Source organism: Micromonospora sp. DT4 (assembly GCF_049841675.1).
In the GTDB taxonomy this organism is placed as follows: Bacteria; Actinomycetota; Actinomycetes; order Mycobacteriales; family Micromonosporaceae; genus Micromonospora.
In genome coordinates this window covers 26,272-42,127 of the sequence record NZ_JBNCKT010000034.1, presented here as the reverse complement: position 1 = coordinate 42,127, position 15,856 = coordinate 26,272, and the positions used below count along the sequence as shown (strand labels likewise).

Sequence of the window (15,856 nt, the reverse complement as noted above, 5' to 3'; positions counted from 1 at the left end):
CGTGGGCCGTGGGCCGTGGGCCGTGGGCCGTGGGCCGTGGGCCGTGGGCCGTGGGCCGTGGGCCGTGGGCCGTGGGCCGTGGGCGGTGGGCCGTGGGTACCCGCGAGGTATTGACCGCACCTGATCATCGGGACGACACTTTGCGCACTCGTTGACCGAACCACCTCAGGGAGGTGCGCAGTGGCCACGACGCCCGTTCCGACCGCAGAGCAACCGATGGACGACGATGCCCGGCGGCTCGCCGAGCTCGGCTACAAGCAGGAACTGCGCCGCAAGTGGAGCGGCTTCTCCAACTTCGCGATCTCGTTCTCCATCATCTCGATCCTGGCCGGCTGCTTCACCACGTTCGGCCAGGCGTGGAACAACGGCGGACCGGTCGCCATCTCCTGGGGATGGCCACTGATCTCACTGTTCATCCTGATCATCGGCTTCTGCATGGCCGAGCTGGTATCGGCGTACCCGACGGCCGGCGGCATCTACTGGTGGGCGGCGACCATGGGTCGCCCGGTGCACGGCTGGTTCACCGGCTGGTTGAACCTCGTCGGCCTGGTCGCGGTCACCGCGTCGGTCGACTACGGCTGCGCGACGTTCCTCAACCTCACCCTGTCGGCGCTCTTCGACGGCTGGGCCGGGACGCTGCGGCAGGCGTTCGTCCTCTTCGTGATCATCCTGGCGCTGCACGGCCTCATCAACATCTACGGGCACCGGATCATCGACGTACTCCAGAACGTCTCGGTCTGGTGGCACGTGGCCGGCGCGGCCGTCGTGGTGGCCATCCTGGTGTTCGTTCCGGACAACCACCAGAGCTTCCAGTTCGTGTTCACCGAGCGGTTCAACAACTCCGGCTTCGGTGACGGGGACACCGGCGGGCTGACGTTCTGGTTCTACGTGCTGCCGCTGGGCTTCCTGCTGACCCAGTACACGATCACCGGCTTCGACGCCTGCGCGCACGTCTCCGAGGAGACCCGGGGAGCCTCGCAGGCCGCCGCCCGTGGGCTCTGGCAGTCGATCTTCTACTCGGCGGTCGGCGGCTGGATCCTGCTGCTGGCCTTCCTGTTCGCGGCCACCGACGTCGAGGCGGTCAACGCCGCCGGCGGCTTCTCCGGGGCCATCTTCGAGTCGGCGTTGACCCCGGTCTTCTTCAAGACCGTCATCATCATCTCCACCATCGGGCAGTTCTTCTGCGGCATGAGCTGCGTGACGTCGATGAGCCGGATGGCGTACGCGTTCAGCCGTGACCGGGCCGTGCCGGGCTGGCGGCTCTGGTCGAAGGTCGACCGCAACGGCACGCCGGTCAACGCGATCATCGGCGCCACGATCGCCGGTCTGGTGCTCACCCTGCCGGCGCTCTACGAGAGCTCCGCCGGCATCCCGATCGCCTTCTACGCGGTGGTCTCCGTCGCGGTGCTCGGCCTCTACCTGTCCTTCCTCATCCCGATCGCGCTGCGGCTACGGCTCGGTGACCGGTTCAACCCGGGACCGTGGACGCTGGGACGCAAGTACCGGCTGCTCGGCTGGATCGCGGTCATCGAGATCGCCGTCATCGCGGTCTACTTCGTGCTGCCGATCGTGCCGGCCGGGGTGCCCGGCAACGACGGGTTCACCTGGTCGGCGGTGAACTATGCGCCGCTCGCCGTCGGCGGGGTGCTGCTGGTGGTCGCCGTGTGGTGGTACGCGTCGGCGCGCAAGTGGTTCACCGGCCCGGTGCGTACCGTCGAGCAGCGTGCGGCGGCGGCCGACCCGGCGCCCGCCGACGGCCCGGCCTGACCCGCGCCCGGCGGGATGGTCCGCGCGGCCGTCCCGCCGGGTTTGCCGCCCGCGCCACCGGGGGCATTGACGGTGATCCGGTTTGCCAGTAGACCTTGGTGATGGAGGCCCGCTCATGAGGAATGCGCCGCTCACGCTGGAACAACTGCGGGTCGCCGTCGACGATGGCGAGATCGACACCGTCGTGCTGGCCCTCGTCGACATGCAGGGCCGGTTGCAGGGCAAACGGTTCCACGCGCCGTTCTTCCTCGACCAGGTCGTCGAGGGCGGCACCGAGGGTTGCAACTACCTACTCGCCGTGGACGTCGACATGAACACCGTCGACGGGTACGCGATGTCGAGCTGGGAGCGCGGCTACGGCGACTTCGCCATGGTGCCGGACTTCGCCACGCTGCGGCGGATGCCCTGGCAGCCCGGGTCCGCGCTGCTGCTGGCCGACCTCGCCTGGCTGGACGGCTCCGGTGACGTGGTCGCCTCGCCCCGGCAGATCCTGCGCCGGCAGCTCGACCGGCTGGCCGAGCAGGGGCTGACCGCGTACGCCGGCACCGAGCTGGAGTTCGTGCTGTTCCGCGACTCGTACGAGGACGCCTGGCGGCGCGGCTACCGCGACCTCACGCCGGCCAACCAGTACAACGTGGACTACTCGCTGCTCGGCACGGCCCGGGTGGAGCCGCTGCTGCGCCGAATCCGCACCGAGATGGCCGGCGCAGGCCTCACGCCGGAGAGCGCCAAGGGCGAGTGCAACCTCGGCCAGCACGAGATCGCCTTCCGGTACGACGAGGCGGTGGCGTGTGCCGACCACCACGTCATCTACAAGAACGGCGCGAAGGAGATCGCCGCCCAGGGGGGCATGTCGATCACCTTCATGGCCAAGCCCAACGAGCGGGAGGGCAACTCCTGCCACATCCACTTCTCGCTCCGGGACGCGTCCGGCTCGTCGGCGATGCTCGGTGACGGGCCGGCGCACCTGTCGCCGACCGGGCAGCGGGTGCTCGCCGGGCTGCTCGCCACGATGCGGGAGCTCAGCCTGCTCTTCGCCCCGAACATCAACTCCTACAAGCGGTACCAGCCGGACTCGTTCGCCCCGACGGCGCTGCGTTGGGGCGTGGACAACCGCACCTGCGCGCTGCGGGTGGTCGGGCACGGGCAGGGCATGCGGGTGGAGAACCGGCTGCCCGGGGCCGACGTCAACCCGTACCTGGCGATCGCCGGGCTCATCGCGGGCGCGCTGCACGGCATCGAGCGGGAGTTGGAGTTGGGCCCGGAGTGCACCGGCAACGCGTACGACGACCCGGAGGCCGAGCGTGTCCCCACCACGTTGCGCGACGCCCTGGCCCTCTGGGAGGAGTCGACGCTGGCCCGCGAGGCGTTCGGCGACGAGGTGGTGGCCCACTACGCCAACCAGGCGCGGGTCGAGTTGAAAGCCTTCGACGCGGCGGTCACGGACTGGGAGCTGACCCGTGGCTTCGAACGCCTGTGACGGCCCGCCCCACCGTGTCGATCATGGACTTGTGGTGGGCGGGGTACGGTGGTTCGCGCCTTTCGTTCGGCACCACAACTTCATGATCGACGGGTATCGGAAGGTGGGGGCGTGACGGTTCTGGTGGACCCGGCTTCCGGGGAGGGGCTTCGGGAGGTTTCCGGGGCCTCGGAGGCGGACGTGGACGCGGCGATCTCGCGTGCCGCGTCAGCGTTCGAGGCGTGGCGGGTCGTCGCGCCGGGGGATCGCGCCCGGCTGCTGCGGCGGTTCGCCGCAGTCGTCGACGCGCACCTGGACGAGTTGGCCGCGTTGGAGGTCCGCAACTCCGGGCACACCATCGGCAACGCCCGCTGGGAGGCCGGCAACGTCCGTGACGTACTGGACTACTACGCGGGCGCGCCGGAGCGGTTGACCGGCCGACAGATCCCCGTACCCGGTGGCCTGGACGTCACCTTCCACGAGCCGCTCGGCGTGGTCGGCGTGATCGTGCCGTGGAACTTTCCGATGCCGATCGCCGCCTGGGGTTTCGCCCCGGCCCTCGCCGCCGGCAACACGGTGGTGCTCAAGCCCGCCGAGCTGACCCCGCTCACCGCGCTGCGCCTGGCCGAACTGGCCCGCGAGGCCGGCCTGCCCGACGGCGTGTTCACCGTGCTGCCGGGTGCGGGCGCGGTGGTGGGGGAGCGGTTCGTCAGCCACCCGGCCGTTCGCAAGATCTGCTTCACCGGCTCCACCGAGGTGGGCACGCGCATCATGGCCGGCTGCGCCGCCCAGGTGAAGCGCCTCACCCTGGAGTTGGGCGGCAAGAGCGCCAACATCGTGTTCGCCGACGCCGACCTGGAAACCGCCGCCGCGACCGCGCCCGGCGCGGTCTTCGACAACGCCGGCCAGGACTGCTGCGCGCGGTCGCGGATCCTGGTCCAACGACCGGTGTACGACCGCTTCCTGGAACTGCTCGAACCAGCGGTACGCGCGGTACGGGTCGAGGACCCGTCCCGCGACACCGCGGAGATGGGCCCGCTGATCTCGGCGGCCCAGCGGGACCGCGTCGCCGGTTACGTGACCGGAGCGAAGGTCGCCTTCACCGGCTCCTGCCCGGACGGTCCCGGCTTCTGGCACGCGCCCACCGTGCTGCTGGCCGGTTCGCCGGCCGACCGGCACTGGCGGGAGGAGATCTTCGGGCCGGTGGTCTCGGTGCTGCCGTTCGACGACGAGGCCGACGCGGTCCGGCTCGCCAACGACACCGAGTACGGCCTCTCCGGCTCGATCTGGACCCGGGACGTCGGGCGCGCGCTGCGGATGGCGCGCGCCGTCGACTCGGGCAACCTCAGTGTCAACTCGCACTCCTCCGTGCGCTACTGGACCCCGTTCGGCGGGATGAAGCGCTCCGGACTTGGCCGCGAGCTGGGCCCGGACGCGCTGCACTCCTTCACCGACGTCAAGAACGTGTTCATCGCGACGAAGGAGTGAGGCCAGTGCAGGGTCGGTTGCAGGAGCGGGTGGCCGTGGTCACCGGCGCGGGCAGCGGCATCGGGTTGGCCACCGTCCGGCGGTTCGCCGCCGAGGGGGCCCGGGTGGTGTGCGTGGACATCGACGCGGAGGCCGGCACGCGGGCCGCCGAGGAGTGCGGCGGCGAGTTCGTGGCCACCGACGTGGCCGACGAGTCGGCGGTACGCGATCTGTTCGACGGGGTGGCCGAGCGGCACGGGCGGGTCGACATCGCGTTCAACAACGCCGGCATCTCCCCGCCGGACGATGACTCCATCCTGGACACCGGCCTGGACGCGTGGGAGCGGGTGCTGCGGGTCAACACCACGAGCGTCTACCTGTGCTGCAAGTACGCGATTGCGCACATGCGCCGGCAGGGCAAGGGTTCGATCATCAACACGGCCTCCTTCGTGGCGTTGATGGGTGCCGCGACGTCGCAGATCGCGTACACCGCGAGCAAGGGCGGGGTGCTGGCGATGACCCGCGAGCTGGGCGTGCAGTTCGCCCGCGAGGGCATCCGGGTCAACGCGCTCTGCCCCGGCCCGGTGGCCACGCCGCTGCTGCTGGAGTTGTTCGCCGCCGATCCGGAGCGGGCCGCCCGCCGGCTGGTGCACGTGCCGATGGGTCGGTTCGGTCAGCCGGAGGAGATCGCCGCCGCGGTGGCCTTCCTGGCCAGCGACGACGCCTCCTTCATGACCGCCGCGCAGTTCGTGGTCGACGGCGGCATCACCGGCGCGTACGTGACGCCCCTGTGAGCGCGAGGAGTGAGCCGGTTTTGCGAGCCCCGCAGTCGCGAACGCTGGCGGTCCTGTGAGGCGGCCCCTGATCGGGATCAGCGCGTACGTCGAGCCCGCCGACTGGGCCGTCTGGCGTGGTGTGCGGGCGGTCCTGGTGCCCGAGGCGTACGTGCGGGCGGTGACCGCCGCCGGAGGCCGGGCGGTGGTGCTGCCCCCGGACGACTGGGACGCCGACGTGCTGGCGGTCCTCGACGGGCTGCTGCTGGCCGGGGGCGCGGATGTGGGCCCGGGTCGGTACGGCCAGCAGCCGCACCCGCGGACCGAGGACCGGCCGGATCGCGACGTCGGTGAGCTGACCCTCCTGACGGCGGCCCTCGCCACCGATATGCCCGTGCTCGGTGTCTGCCGGGGAATGCAGTTGCTCGCCGTCGCGTACGGCGGCACCCTCCACCAGCACCTGCCCGACGTGCTGGGCTCCGAGGCGCACCGTCCGGCGCCGGGGGTCTACGGCACCCATCCGGTGCGGTTCGCGCCGGGCAGTCTGGCGGCGCGGACCATGGTCGGGGTTCAGCAGGTCAACTCGTACCACCATCAGGCGGTCGCCACCCCGGGCCGGCTCGCGGTCACCGGCTGGGCCTCCGACGGCGTGATCGAGGCGGTGGAGGACCCGGGTCGTCCCTTCGTGCTCGGGGTGCAGTGGCATCCGGAGAACGAGTCGGACCCGCGCCCGATCACCGCGCTGGTCCGGGCCGCCGGGCGGTCCGGTCCGTCGGTGGGTGACCGCGACGAGGGGGTACGCGTGACGGGGTCAATGGCCATGTGACGCAGGTCGCCCCCGTCGTGTGGGTCGGCCGGCGGGAGGATCAGCGCATGGGCACGGTCTATCCGGAGATCGACGGTCGGCTGCGGGAGTTCATCGCGGCCCAGCCGGTCTTCTTCGTCGCCACCGCGCCTTCCGGTCCCGAGGGTGCAGGTAACCAGCGTCCGCGGGTCGTCATGCGTTACGTTCCTGGTCCGCCGGGGTACAAGTCGGAGCACGGCGCTTGAAGATCAACGGCTGCGGGGTACGGCCGAAGCGGGGAGGCTGCATGAGCTCGGCCCAGGGGGGCGCGGACGCGGGGCGTTCCTTCGCGGACGGCCAGCAGATCCCCCCGCTGTTGGCCGCCGCCTTCGCGAACGGCGGTGAGCTGGGCGAACGGCTCCGCGCCTTCGACTGGTCCACCGCACCACTGGGCGGGCCGTCCCGCTGGCCGGTCGCCCTGGCCAGCGCGGTCGGCATGATGCTCTCCTCCAGCGCGCAGATCGTCATGTTCTGGGGCGACGACCAGCTCGCCTTCTACAACGACGCGTACCGGCCGACGATCGGCAGCAAGCACCCGCACGTGCTCGGTCAACCGGCCCGACACCACTGGGCCGAGACGTGGGACGTCCTCGGTCCGCTGCTCGACGGCGTTCGCCGGACCGGGCTCTCCTACCGTGGCGCCGACCACCCCTTCCTGTTGGACCGCTCCGGCTTCGTCGAGCAGACCTACTTCGACGTCTCGTACGACCCGATCCGGGGCGCCGACGGATCGGTCAGCGGCGTCTACTGCATCGTCAACGAGACCACCGGTCGGGTGGTCGGTGAACGCCGACTGCGGGCGTTGGCGGAACTGGGCGCCGAGCTGGCCGACGTGCGCAGCGCCGGCGAACTGGGCCGGACGGCCGCCGACGTGCTCGGCCGGCACTGCGCCGACGTGCCCTTCGCACTGATCTACCTTGCCGACGATTTGGGTGAGTTCCGCCTGACCGGGGCCAGTGGCGTCGATCCGGCGGCGGTCGCCGTCACGCCGGACAGGTTCGCCGAGCTGGTCGCCGAGGGTGCTTCGGCCACCATGCGGATGGGCGACCTCCTCGTGCAGCGACCCGGCGATGCGGCCGACCAGGCCTTGGTGTTGCCCGTCAAGGCGACCAACGAGACGGTCGGCGCGCTCGTCGTCGGCGTGGCCCGGCGGCTGCCGCTCGGCGACGAGTACCGCGACTTCCTCGACCTGGTGGCCGCGCAGGTCTCCCGGGCGGTCGGCACCCAGCGGGCGTACGAGCAGGAGCGCGCCCGGGCCGCCGAGCTGGCCGCGCTGAACCGGGCGAAGACCAACTTCTTCGCCAACGTCAGCCACGAGTTCCGTACGCCGTTGACCCTGGTGCTCGGCCCGCTGGAGGACATGCTGGCCGACCCGGAACTGCCCGCCGCCTACACCGAGCGGCTCGTGATGATGCACCGCAACGCGTTGCGGCTGCTCAAGCTGGTCAACACCGTGCTCGACTTCTCCCGGCTGGAATCCGGACGGCTCGCCGCCCGCTACCAGCCCACCGACCTGGCCGACTACACCGCCCGACTGGCCAGCACCTTCCGTTCGGCCACCGAGCGCGCCCGCCTGCGCCTGGTCGTGGACTGCCCGCCGCTGCCCGCGCCGGTCTTCGTCGATCGGGACATGTGGGAAAAGATCGTCCTCAACCTGGTGTCGAACGCCGTGAAGTTCACCTTCGACGGCGAGATCCGGGTGCGGGTCCGGGCCGACGGCCGCGTCGCCCGCCTGGATGTCGTCGACACCGGCGTCGGGATCGTCCCGGCCGAGCTGCCGCACGTCTTCGAACGTTTCCACCGGGTGCCCGGCGCGCGCTCCCGTACCCACGAGGGCACCGGCATCGGGCTGGCGCTGGTCCGCGAGCTGGTCGAGATGCACGGCGGTGAGGTGGGGCTGACCAGCCAGGTCGACGAGGGCAGCACCTTCACGGTGACCGTCCCGTTCTCCTCGGCGCACCTGCCCGCCGGCCGGGTGGTCCCGTTCGCCCCCCTGCCGACGGGTGAGCCCGAGCAGGCCCGGCTCTTCGTTGCCGAGACGGGCCTGTGGGCGGACGAGGGCACCCTCGGGGAGGTCGGTTACCAGCCGGCTGCCGCCGCCCCCACCGGCCGCATCCTGGTCGTCGACGACAACGTCGACCTGCGCGAGCACGTCACCCGGTTGCTCTCGCCGAGCTGGGAGGTGGTCACCGCGAGCGACGGGCTGGCAGCACTGACGCTGGCCCGTGAGGGTGGGTTCGACCTGGTGCTCAGCGACGTGATGATGCCCCGGTTGGACGGGTTCGGCCTGGTCGGCGCGCTGCGCGCGGACCCCCGTACCCGCGATGTGCCGATCGTGCTGCTCTCCGCCCGCGCCGGCTCCGCGGAGGCGGTCGCCGGCCTCGCCGCCGGTGCCGACGACTACCTGACCAAGCCGTTCTCCGGGCAGGAGCTGATCGCCCGGGTCCGGTCCAACGTCGAGCTGGGCCAGCTACGCGGGCAGATCATCCGTCGCCTCCGGGCCCTGGCCGACGCGGCGGTGGCGGTCAACACGGCCCGCTCCACCGGCGACGTGCTCAAGGTCGCCGCCCGACACGCGCTCAGCCTCGCCGAGGCGGCCCGGGTCGTGGTGAGCGCGGCCGGCTCCCGGTTCGAGGCCGACGGTGGCGGTGACACCGCCACCGATCCGACGTTCGTGGCTCCGCTGACCGGGACCGGCCGCGAGCAGCTCGGCGAGCTGCGGGTCTGGCGAGCCGCGGAGGACGATGCGCAGGCCGACGAGGCCGCGCTCACCCAGCTGGCCCGACTGGTCGGTGTCCGACTGGAGAACGCCCAGCTCTACGAGGCCGAACACCGCATCGCCACCACGTTGCAGCACAGTCTGCTGCCGAGGCTCCTGCCCCAACTGCCGGGCGCGGTCGTCGCGAGCCGTTACCTGCCGGGCAGCGCCGACGTCGAGGTCGGTGGGGACTGGTACGACGCGCTCGTGCTCGACGGCGACAACCTGGTGCTGGTCATCGGGGACGTGGTCGGCAAGGGCGTCCAGGCCGCCGCGGCGATGGGGCAGCTACGTAACGCGCTGCGGGCGTACCTGTTGGAGGGCTTCGACCCGGGCGAGTCACTGAGCCGCCTCAACCGGCTGGTCCGGTCCACCGAGGAGTCGTCGTTCGCGACGGTGCTCTGCCTGCTGTTCAACCCCCGCACCGGTCGGCTGCGGTACGCCAGCGCCGGCCACCCGTCCCCCCTGCTGATCCGAGGAGACGACGTGGCGTTCCTGCACGACCGCGCGCTCGGCCCGCCCGTCGGCACCATCCCCGGCGCCACCTACCCGACCGCCGAGGGGGAACTGTCCCCGGGCAGCCGGCTGCTGCTCTACACCGATGGGCTGATCGAGGACCGCCAGCTCGACATCGACGCCGCGCTGGCCCAGCTACGCGTCGACGCCGCCACCCCCGGCGAGCACGTGGCGGATCTGGTCGACACGGTGGTCGATCGGGTTACCGGGCGACCGCGCCGCGACGACGTGGCGGTGCTCGCCGTGGAGGCGGCGGAGCTGAACCGGTTCGCGTTGCGGCTGCCGGCGGACCCGACGCGGTTGAGCGTGCTCCGCAAGCGCCTGGAGGACTTCCTCGTCGCGCACAACGTCGGCGAGACGGACCTGTTCGACCTGACCGTGGCGGTCTCGGAGGCCGCCGCGAACGCCATCGAGCACCCCGTCCACCCCGCCGAGGCGATGATCACCGTGGAGGTCGGCATCGAGGACCGGACGGTGATCGCCACGGTGCGCGACACCGGGCAGTGGCGGGAGTCCACCGACTCCGGTTTCCGGGGGCGCGGACTGTCGTTGATCAAGGCGCTGGGTGACCTGATGGTGCGGCGTACCGACGAGGGCACCGAGGTGACGCTGCGGCGGCAGTTGCAGGGCTGACCCCGCGCGCCCGCGGGGTCAGACCGGGTCGAGCCAGGTCTGGTCGCCCAGACCGGAGATCTCCAGCACCCGGCGTACCTGCCGGGACGGCAGCACGGTGAGCGCGCCGGAGAACTGCTGGGCGAGCCGCACCAGGGCGTGGATGGCCGCCGAGTCGAAGAAGGTCACCGCGCGCAGGTCGAGGGTGATCCGGCTGGCGGGCTCGCGCAGGGCGGTCTCCAGCATCGTGTCGGCCGTCGCCATGTCGACCTCGCCGGTCACCACCACGTGGAGGTGCTCTCCGTCGATCTCCACGCGGGCGGAGAAGACGGGTGGTGCTCCCCCTTGATCCACGCAGACACCATGGCACAGCTGACCTGGCAGGGCAACAACCGGTACCGACCGGCCGTGGCACAGGTCACCAGCCGCCGCGGCGATAGGCTTACCGCATGACCGTCCGTGCGCCGCTGACCCCAGGCACGCTCTCCCCGACGCGACCGGTGCCCACTCATATTCCACGCCCGGAGTACGTGGGCAAGAAGGGCCCGCGGCCGTGGCGCGGCTCGCACGTGCAGACGCGGGAGACCATCGAGAAGATGCGGATCGCCAGCCGGCTCGCCGCCCAGGCGACACAGCTCGCGGGCGAGCACTGCAAGCCCGGCGTCACCACCGACGAGATCGACCGCGTGGTGCACGAGTTCCTCTGCGACCACGACGCGTACCCGTCGACGCTCGGCTACCGGGGCTACCCCAAGTCCTGCTGCACCAGCCTCAACGAGGTCATCTGCCACGGCATCCCGGACTCCACCGTCCTCACCGACGGCGACATCATCAACGTCGACGTGACCGCGTACATCGGCGGGGTGCACGGTGACACGGACGCCACCTTCTGCGTCGGCGAGGTCAGCGAGGAGGCCCGGCTCCTCGTCGAGCGCACCCACGAGGCGATGATGCGCGGCATCCGCGCCGTCGCGCCCGGCCGCCAGATCAACGTGGTGGGCCGGGTCATCGAGTCGTACGCCAAGCGGTTCGGCTACGGCGTGGTCCGCGACTTCACCGGCCACGGGATCGGCGAGACCTTCCACAGCGGTCTCTACGTGCCGCACTACGACAGCCCTCGCCCGACCGACGTCATGGAGCCGGGGATGACCTTCACCATCGAGCCGATGATCACCCTCGGCACCTACCAGTACGACATGTGGGACGACGGGTGGACGGTGGTCACCAAGGACCGCAGGTGGACCGCCCAGTTCGAGCACACGATCGTCGTCACCGACGACGGCCACGAGATCCTGACCCTGCCGTGACCGACGCCCCCGCGGCCCTGCGTGAGGCGCACCACGCGGACGTCTCCGGCGGCTGGCTGCGCCCGGCCGTCTTCGGCGCGATGGACGGCCTGGTCACCAACATCGCCCTCATCGCCGGCGTCGGCGGCGGTGGCGTCTCGCCCCACAGCATCGTGCTGACCGGCACCGCAGGCCTGGTGGCCGGCGCGATCTCGATGGGGCTCGGCGAGTACACCAGCGTGCGCTCGGCCAACGAGCAGGTCGCCGCCGAGGTCGCCAAGGAGCGGCGCGAGTTGGAACGGCACCCCGAGGCCGAGGCGCGTGAGCTGGCCGACGCCTGGGTGGCGCGGGGCCTGCCCCGCGACCTCGCCACGCAGGTCGCCGAGGCGGTACGGCGCGACCCGGAGGAGGCGCTGCGGGTACACGTCCGCGAGGAGTTGGGCGTCGACCCCGACGACCAGCCCAGCCCGTGGGCGGCGGCGATCTCCTCGCTCGTGTTCTTCTCGGTGGGGGCACTGATCCCACTGCTGCCGTACCTGCTCGGCGCCACCGAACTCTGGCTGGCGCTCGCCGTCGGCGGTCTCGGGCTGTCCGCCGCCGGTGCGGTGGTGGCCCGGTTCACCAACCGACCCTGGTGGACCAGCGGCCTACGTCAACTCGTGCTGGGCGCGGCCGCGGCCGCGGCCACCTACCTGGTCGGCTCCCTGATCGGGGTGCAGGGCGGGCTGTGATGCCCGCTCACCCGCCGAGCAGTTCGTCGATCGTGCCGTCGACCGGGCGGCCACGCGCCGCCAGCTCGTCGGCCTGCCGCGCCAGCACCGCACCGACCTCGGTCATGTCCGCGCCGGCCAAGCCCGTGCGCCGCGCTGCCCCGGTACCAGGCCTGCCGCGCCGCCGTGCTGAACTCCGCCGGCCGGGCCCGGGCGAGTCGGCCCAAGTGCTCGTCCCGCAACGTCCGCAGCCAGCCCGTCGGGTCGTACAGCGACCGGTGGTGACACCTCCCCTTGGGCGGCTGCCGTCAGCCTAGCCAGCCGACGGCGGGCCGGCCGGTGCGCCGCGCCCGGTCGGCACCAGCCGGAAGATGCGGATCTCGCGCCCGCCGGCCCGCTCGACGTACGTGCGGTACGCCGGCCACTGGGCGACGAGCAAATCCCACAGGCGGTCCCGTTCGGCCCCGGTGGCCGGCTCGGCGTGCACCGGGAAACGGCGACCCTTCACGTCCACCTCGGCGGCGGGTTCGGCGAGCAGGTTCATGGCCCAACCGGGCTGGTGGGTCTGCCCCCAGTTGGAGCCGATCACCACGTACGCGTCGCCGTCGGGCACGTAGAGCAGGGGATTGCTGCGCGGCTTGCCGGACCGGCGGCCGGTCGTGGTGATCACCAGGGACGGGAGCAGACCGAGGGCGACCACCCGGCCTCGAGTGAGCCGGCCGACGATCCGGTCGGCGGGGACCAGCAGTCGGGCGGCGGCCCCGAACCAGCGGTGGTGGCCGAGCCGACGGGTGAGGGTAGCGAGCGCTGACACGCGGATCAGTCTGCCGGCTGCCCCGACCCGGCGGCACCCCCGGACGGTCCGGTTCCCTCCCGCGCCGGCGACCTCAGTCCAGGCGACGTTCGATCGGCAGCCCCGCCCGGGTGAACAGGCCCGCGCCGAGCATCGCCACCACCGGCACCAGCACCAGCACGCCCAGCGCCGGCCACGGCACCAGGTACGGGTACGCCTCCCGTGCCGGCCAGGCCGTGGCGTACTCCCGGTTGGCCGAGAACAGCACGATCGCCGCGGTGCCGAGACCGGCCACGATGCCGAGCACCGAACCGAGACCCGCGATCACCCCGGCCTGGCAGATCGCCAGCAGTCGGCGTACGGCGGGGGCCGCGCCGACCGCTGCGAGCGTGGACAGCTCGGCGCGGCCCTCGGCGGCGGCGAGCGCGGTGGCGATCCCGGCCGCGCCCATCGTGATCACCCCGGCCGCGGCGGCGAGCAGCAGCAGCAGCGGTGAGTCGTCGCGGGGGGCGGCACCCTGCTCCACCTGCACGGAGAACGTTCCGAAGGCCCGCAGGTCGGCGGTGAACCGGTCCTGGCGACGTTGACTGGGCGGCGTCGGGGTGTCGACCACCCAACCGTTCGAAACCGGCTTCAGGGCGAGCTGCCGGGCCGCCGACGCGGACAGCAGGAGGCGAGGCTGGCCGCTCGTCGGCGCCAGGGCGTACCCGGTCAGGTCCCGTCGCGTGGTGGTCGCCTCGTCCCGCCCGGCCCGTACCTCGTTCACCTGCACGGTCACCAGGCCGTCGTGCAGGTAGCGCGGATCGGTCACCACCACGCCCCCGGCGCGCAGCACGGCGGTGGCGGCGGTGGTCACCGCCGGGTCGGCGCCGGTGAGCAGCGGCAGCGCGCTGCCGTCGTCCACCAGCGTCTGTACGTAGCTCCCGAAGTAGTCCGCCGCGCGGTCCCGGCAGCGCGGGTCTGCCAGCGCCTGCCGACGTTGGCTCGCGGACAGGTTGTCCCCGGGCAGGAAGGGGCAGACACGATCCGGCGGGAGTTCCGGTACGACGGAGCAGTAGCTGGCCGGGCCGTCGGCCGACGGGCAGGCCGTCGCCTGCACCAGGGCTACGGCGCTGGCGCCGAGGTGCTCCCGGGCGGCGGTGCTGACCTGCTCCAACGTCGGTTCCGGCCGCAGGGTCGCGTCATCGCGGTTGACCAGTACGTGACCGGTGGGCAGCAGCGGCTGATAGGTACGGGCGTCGCGGACCGCGTCGCTGGCCAGGTAGCCGCCGAGCGCGACGCTGCCGGCCACCGCCGCCATCACGGCGCAGATCGCCGGCGCCGCGGCGGCCCGGTTACGGCTCGCGTCGCGCAGCGCGATCCGGGGCGCCGGCGGCAGCACCCGGCCGAGCCGGGCGAGCCCGCCGATCAGGGTGGGTGTGCAACAGACCAGGCCCAGCTCCCCGAGGATCAGACCGGTCAGGATCACCGCGGGGGACGTCCGACTGGCCCCGAACGCCGCCCCGCCGACCACCAGCGTCAACCCGATGACGAGGGCGCGGGCCCGGGGCGGGGGAGGGGTCCGTCGACCGGCGAGCCCGGCCATGACGTCCTGCCGGGCCGCCGTCCAGGCCGGCGCCAACGCCGCCAGCACCCCGGCCAGCACCGCGACCCCGCCGAGCACGACCAGGGCCAGCGGCCAGCAGCGGTACCCGCCGAAGCGGGCGCCGAACACGTACTGCTCCATGATGGGACGGCCGGCGAACGCCGCTCCGACACCGAGCAGCAGCCCGGCCGCGGCGCCCAGCACGCCCAGCACCACCCCGTCGGCGAGCACGACCCGACGCAGGTGGGCCGCGTCCCCGCCGGCCACCGCGACCAGCGCCAGGTCCCGGCGTCGACGGCGAACCCCCACCGCGAACGCCGGCCCGACCAGTAGCACCACCTCCAGCAACCCCAGCCCGGCGATCAGCACCATCGTGCTCAGGTCGCTGGTGTTGGCGGGGCCGACGTACCCGATGAAGCTCCGGGAAGACGTCGTCGAAGCCGGCACGTGGCGACGCGCCACCACCACTCCGCGTTCGTTGAGCCGGGCGACCATCGCCGCGTCGACGCTGCCGGGCACGTCGATCAGCCACCGACTGTCCGGCTGCGCATCGGCGCGGCCGACGGCCGCCGGGTGCAGCGCGATCACCGGGCCGAGGTCGTCAGGGAACTCGACCACACCGACCACCGTGTACGTCCGGGTCCGGTCGGCGGTGGGCACCGCCTCGCCGAGGCGTCCGTCCAGCCGGCGCAGCGCTGTCGGACTCAGCGCGACCTCTCCGGGTTGCTGCGGCGCCCGTCCCGAGCGGAACCGCACCAGGCCGCGGGCCAGCGGGTCGGTGAGGTCGAGGATCCATGCCTGGAGGGTCTCGTCGCCACGTGGACCCCGCACCGTCACGGGGCTCCCGGCGCGGATCTCGGTGACCCGGCTGCCGGGGCCGAGCAACGCGGTCACCTCGTCGGCGGTGGTCGGACGGCCCATCGCCGACTGGCCGCCATCACGGGGATACCAGGTGTCGCCCCACTCGTCCTGGACGACCGGGGTGTCGGCGAACCAGCGCAGCTCCGCGTCGGCGACGCCCAGCCGGCGGTCGAGCTGTTCCTGCGGTGTCAGCTCGGCCATGTCGTAGCTCGCCGCCAGGAAGGTCAGCACCAGCACCGGAAGCGCGATCATCGCCAGCACCAGGGCGGTACGCCGTCGCGCCCGCCGCGACTCCCGGCGGGCGATCCGCAGCGCGGCCCGCCACGACCCGGTCAGTTCGGCGAACCGTCGCCGCCGCCCGGGTTCGAGCGGTGTCCGTGGCCCGACCGGGGTGTCGACGCGGCCGCGTGTCACCGGCGTCCGGC

The 15,856-nt window shown here is 72.4% G+C and carries 12 protein-coding genes; 9 read left to right on the top strand and 3 right to left on the bottom strand.

Features of this window, described 5'->3' with window-relative positions:
• Positions 1 to 216: 216 nt before the first annotated feature.
• The 7 genes from ACLQ24_RS12915 to ACLQ24_RS12885 all read left to right on the top strand — a co-directional run bounded on the left by ACLQ24_RS12915 (position 217) and on the right by ACLQ24_RS12885 (position 10,217).
• Complete coding sequence (locus tag ACLQ24_RS12915) at positions 217 to 1,767, top strand: amino acid permease (RefSeq protein ID WP_425891481.1); 1,551 nt, start codon at positions 217 to 219, stop codon at positions 1,765 to 1,767.
• A gap of 115 nt (positions 1,768 to 1,882) precedes the next feature.
• On the top strand, positions 1,883 to 3,247 hold the full coding sequence (locus ACLQ24_RS12910; RefSeq protein ID WP_425891479.1) for a glutamine synthetase family protein: 1,365 nt from the start codon (positions 1,883 to 1,885) through the stop codon (positions 3,245 to 3,247).
• A gap of 120 nt (positions 3,248 to 3,367) precedes the next feature.
• Positions 3,368 to 4,714: an aldehyde dehydrogenase family protein gene (locus ACLQ24_RS12905; protein ID WP_425891497.1), complete on the top strand. Its 1,347-nt coding sequence runs from the start codon at positions 3,368 to 3,370 to the stop codon at positions 4,712 to 4,714.
• 5 nt (positions 4,715 to 4,719) lie between these two features.
• Entirely contained in the window at positions 4,720 to 5,487 is a 768-nt protein-coding gene (locus tag ACLQ24_RS12900) for a 3-oxoacyl-ACP reductase (protein WP_425891477.1), read from the top strand.
• 55 nt (positions 5,488 to 5,542) lie between these two features.
• Positions 5,543 to 6,292: a gamma-glutamyl-gamma-aminobutyrate hydrolase family protein gene (locus tag ACLQ24_RS12895; protein WP_425891475.1), complete on the top strand. Its 750-nt coding sequence runs from the start codon at positions 5,543 to 5,545 to the stop codon at positions 6,290 to 6,292.
• Between the two features lie 47 nt (positions 6,293 to 6,339).
• Entirely contained in the window at positions 6,340 to 6,516 is a 177-nt protein-coding gene (locus tag ACLQ24_RS12890; protein WP_425891473.1) for a hypothetical protein, read from the top strand.
• Between the two features lie 41 nt (positions 6,517 to 6,557).
• Positions 6,558 to 10,217 (top strand): SpoIIE family protein phosphatase, encoded by a 3,660-nt coding sequence (locus tag ACLQ24_RS12885; protein ID WP_425891471.1) that lies wholly within the window; start codon positions 6,558 to 6,560, stop codon positions 10,215 to 10,217.
• Between the two features lie 18 nt (positions 10,218 to 10,235).
• On the opposite strand, the gene ACLQ24_RS12880 is transcribed toward ACLQ24_RS12885, so the two are convergent.
• Entirely contained in the window at positions 10,236 to 10,550 is a 315-nt protein-coding gene (locus tag ACLQ24_RS12880) for an STAS domain-containing protein (RefSeq protein ID WP_425891470.1), read from the bottom strand.
• Positions 10,551 to 10,645: 95 nt separating this feature from the next.
• Here ACLQ24_RS12880 and map point away from each other — a divergent pair, with 95 nt between their 5' ends.
• Positions 10,646 to 11,503, top strand: coding sequence for a type I methionyl aminopeptidase (map, locus tag ACLQ24_RS12875; RefSeq protein ID WP_425891468.1), 858 nt, complete (start codon positions 10,646 to 10,648; stop codon positions 11,501 to 11,503).
• Positions 11,500 to 12,213 (top strand): VIT1/CCC1 transporter family protein, encoded by a 714-nt coding sequence (locus ACLQ24_RS12870; protein ID WP_425891466.1) that lies wholly within the window; start codon positions 11,500 to 11,502, stop codon positions 12,211 to 12,213. The genes map and ACLQ24_RS12870 overlap by 4 nt, the downstream gene beginning before the upstream one ends.
• A gap of 292 nt (positions 12,214 to 12,505) precedes the next feature.
• Here ACLQ24_RS12870 and ACLQ24_RS12865 read toward each other — a convergent pair whose 3' ends face one another.
• Positions 12,506 to 13,006, bottom strand: a complete 501-nt coding sequence (locus tag ACLQ24_RS12865; protein ID WP_425891464.1) for a nitroreductase family deazaflavin-dependent oxidoreductase — start codon at positions 13,004 to 13,006, stop codon at positions 12,506 to 12,508.
• 73 nt (positions 13,007 to 13,079) lie between these two features.
• Complete coding sequence (locus ACLQ24_RS12860) at positions 13,080 to 15,845, bottom strand: FtsX-like permease family protein (protein ID WP_425891462.1); 2,766 nt, start codon at positions 15,843 to 15,845, stop codon at positions 13,080 to 13,082.
• Positions 15,846 to 15,856: the final 11 nt, after the last annotated feature.

Coding starts and splice junctions, on each gene's coding strand:
- ACLQ24_RS12890 (WP_425891473.1), top strand. CDS start 6,340: ATGGGCACGGTCTATCCGGAGATCGACGGTCGGCTGCGGGAGTTCATC.
- map (WP_425891468.1), top strand. CDS start 10,646: ATGACCGTCCGTGCGCCGCTGACCCCAGGCACGCTCTCCCCGACGCGA.
- ACLQ24_RS12915 (WP_425891481.1), top strand. CDS start 217: ATGGACGACGATGCCCGGCGGCTCGCCGAGCTCGGCTACAAGCAGGAA.
- ACLQ24_RS12910 (WP_425891479.1), top strand. CDS start 1,883: ATGAGGAATGCGCCGCTCACGCTGGAACAACTGCGGGTCGCCGTCGAC.
- ACLQ24_RS12885 (WP_425891471.1), top strand. CDS start 6,558: ATGAGCTCGGCCCAGGGGGGCGCGGACGCGGGGCGTTCCTTCGCGGAC.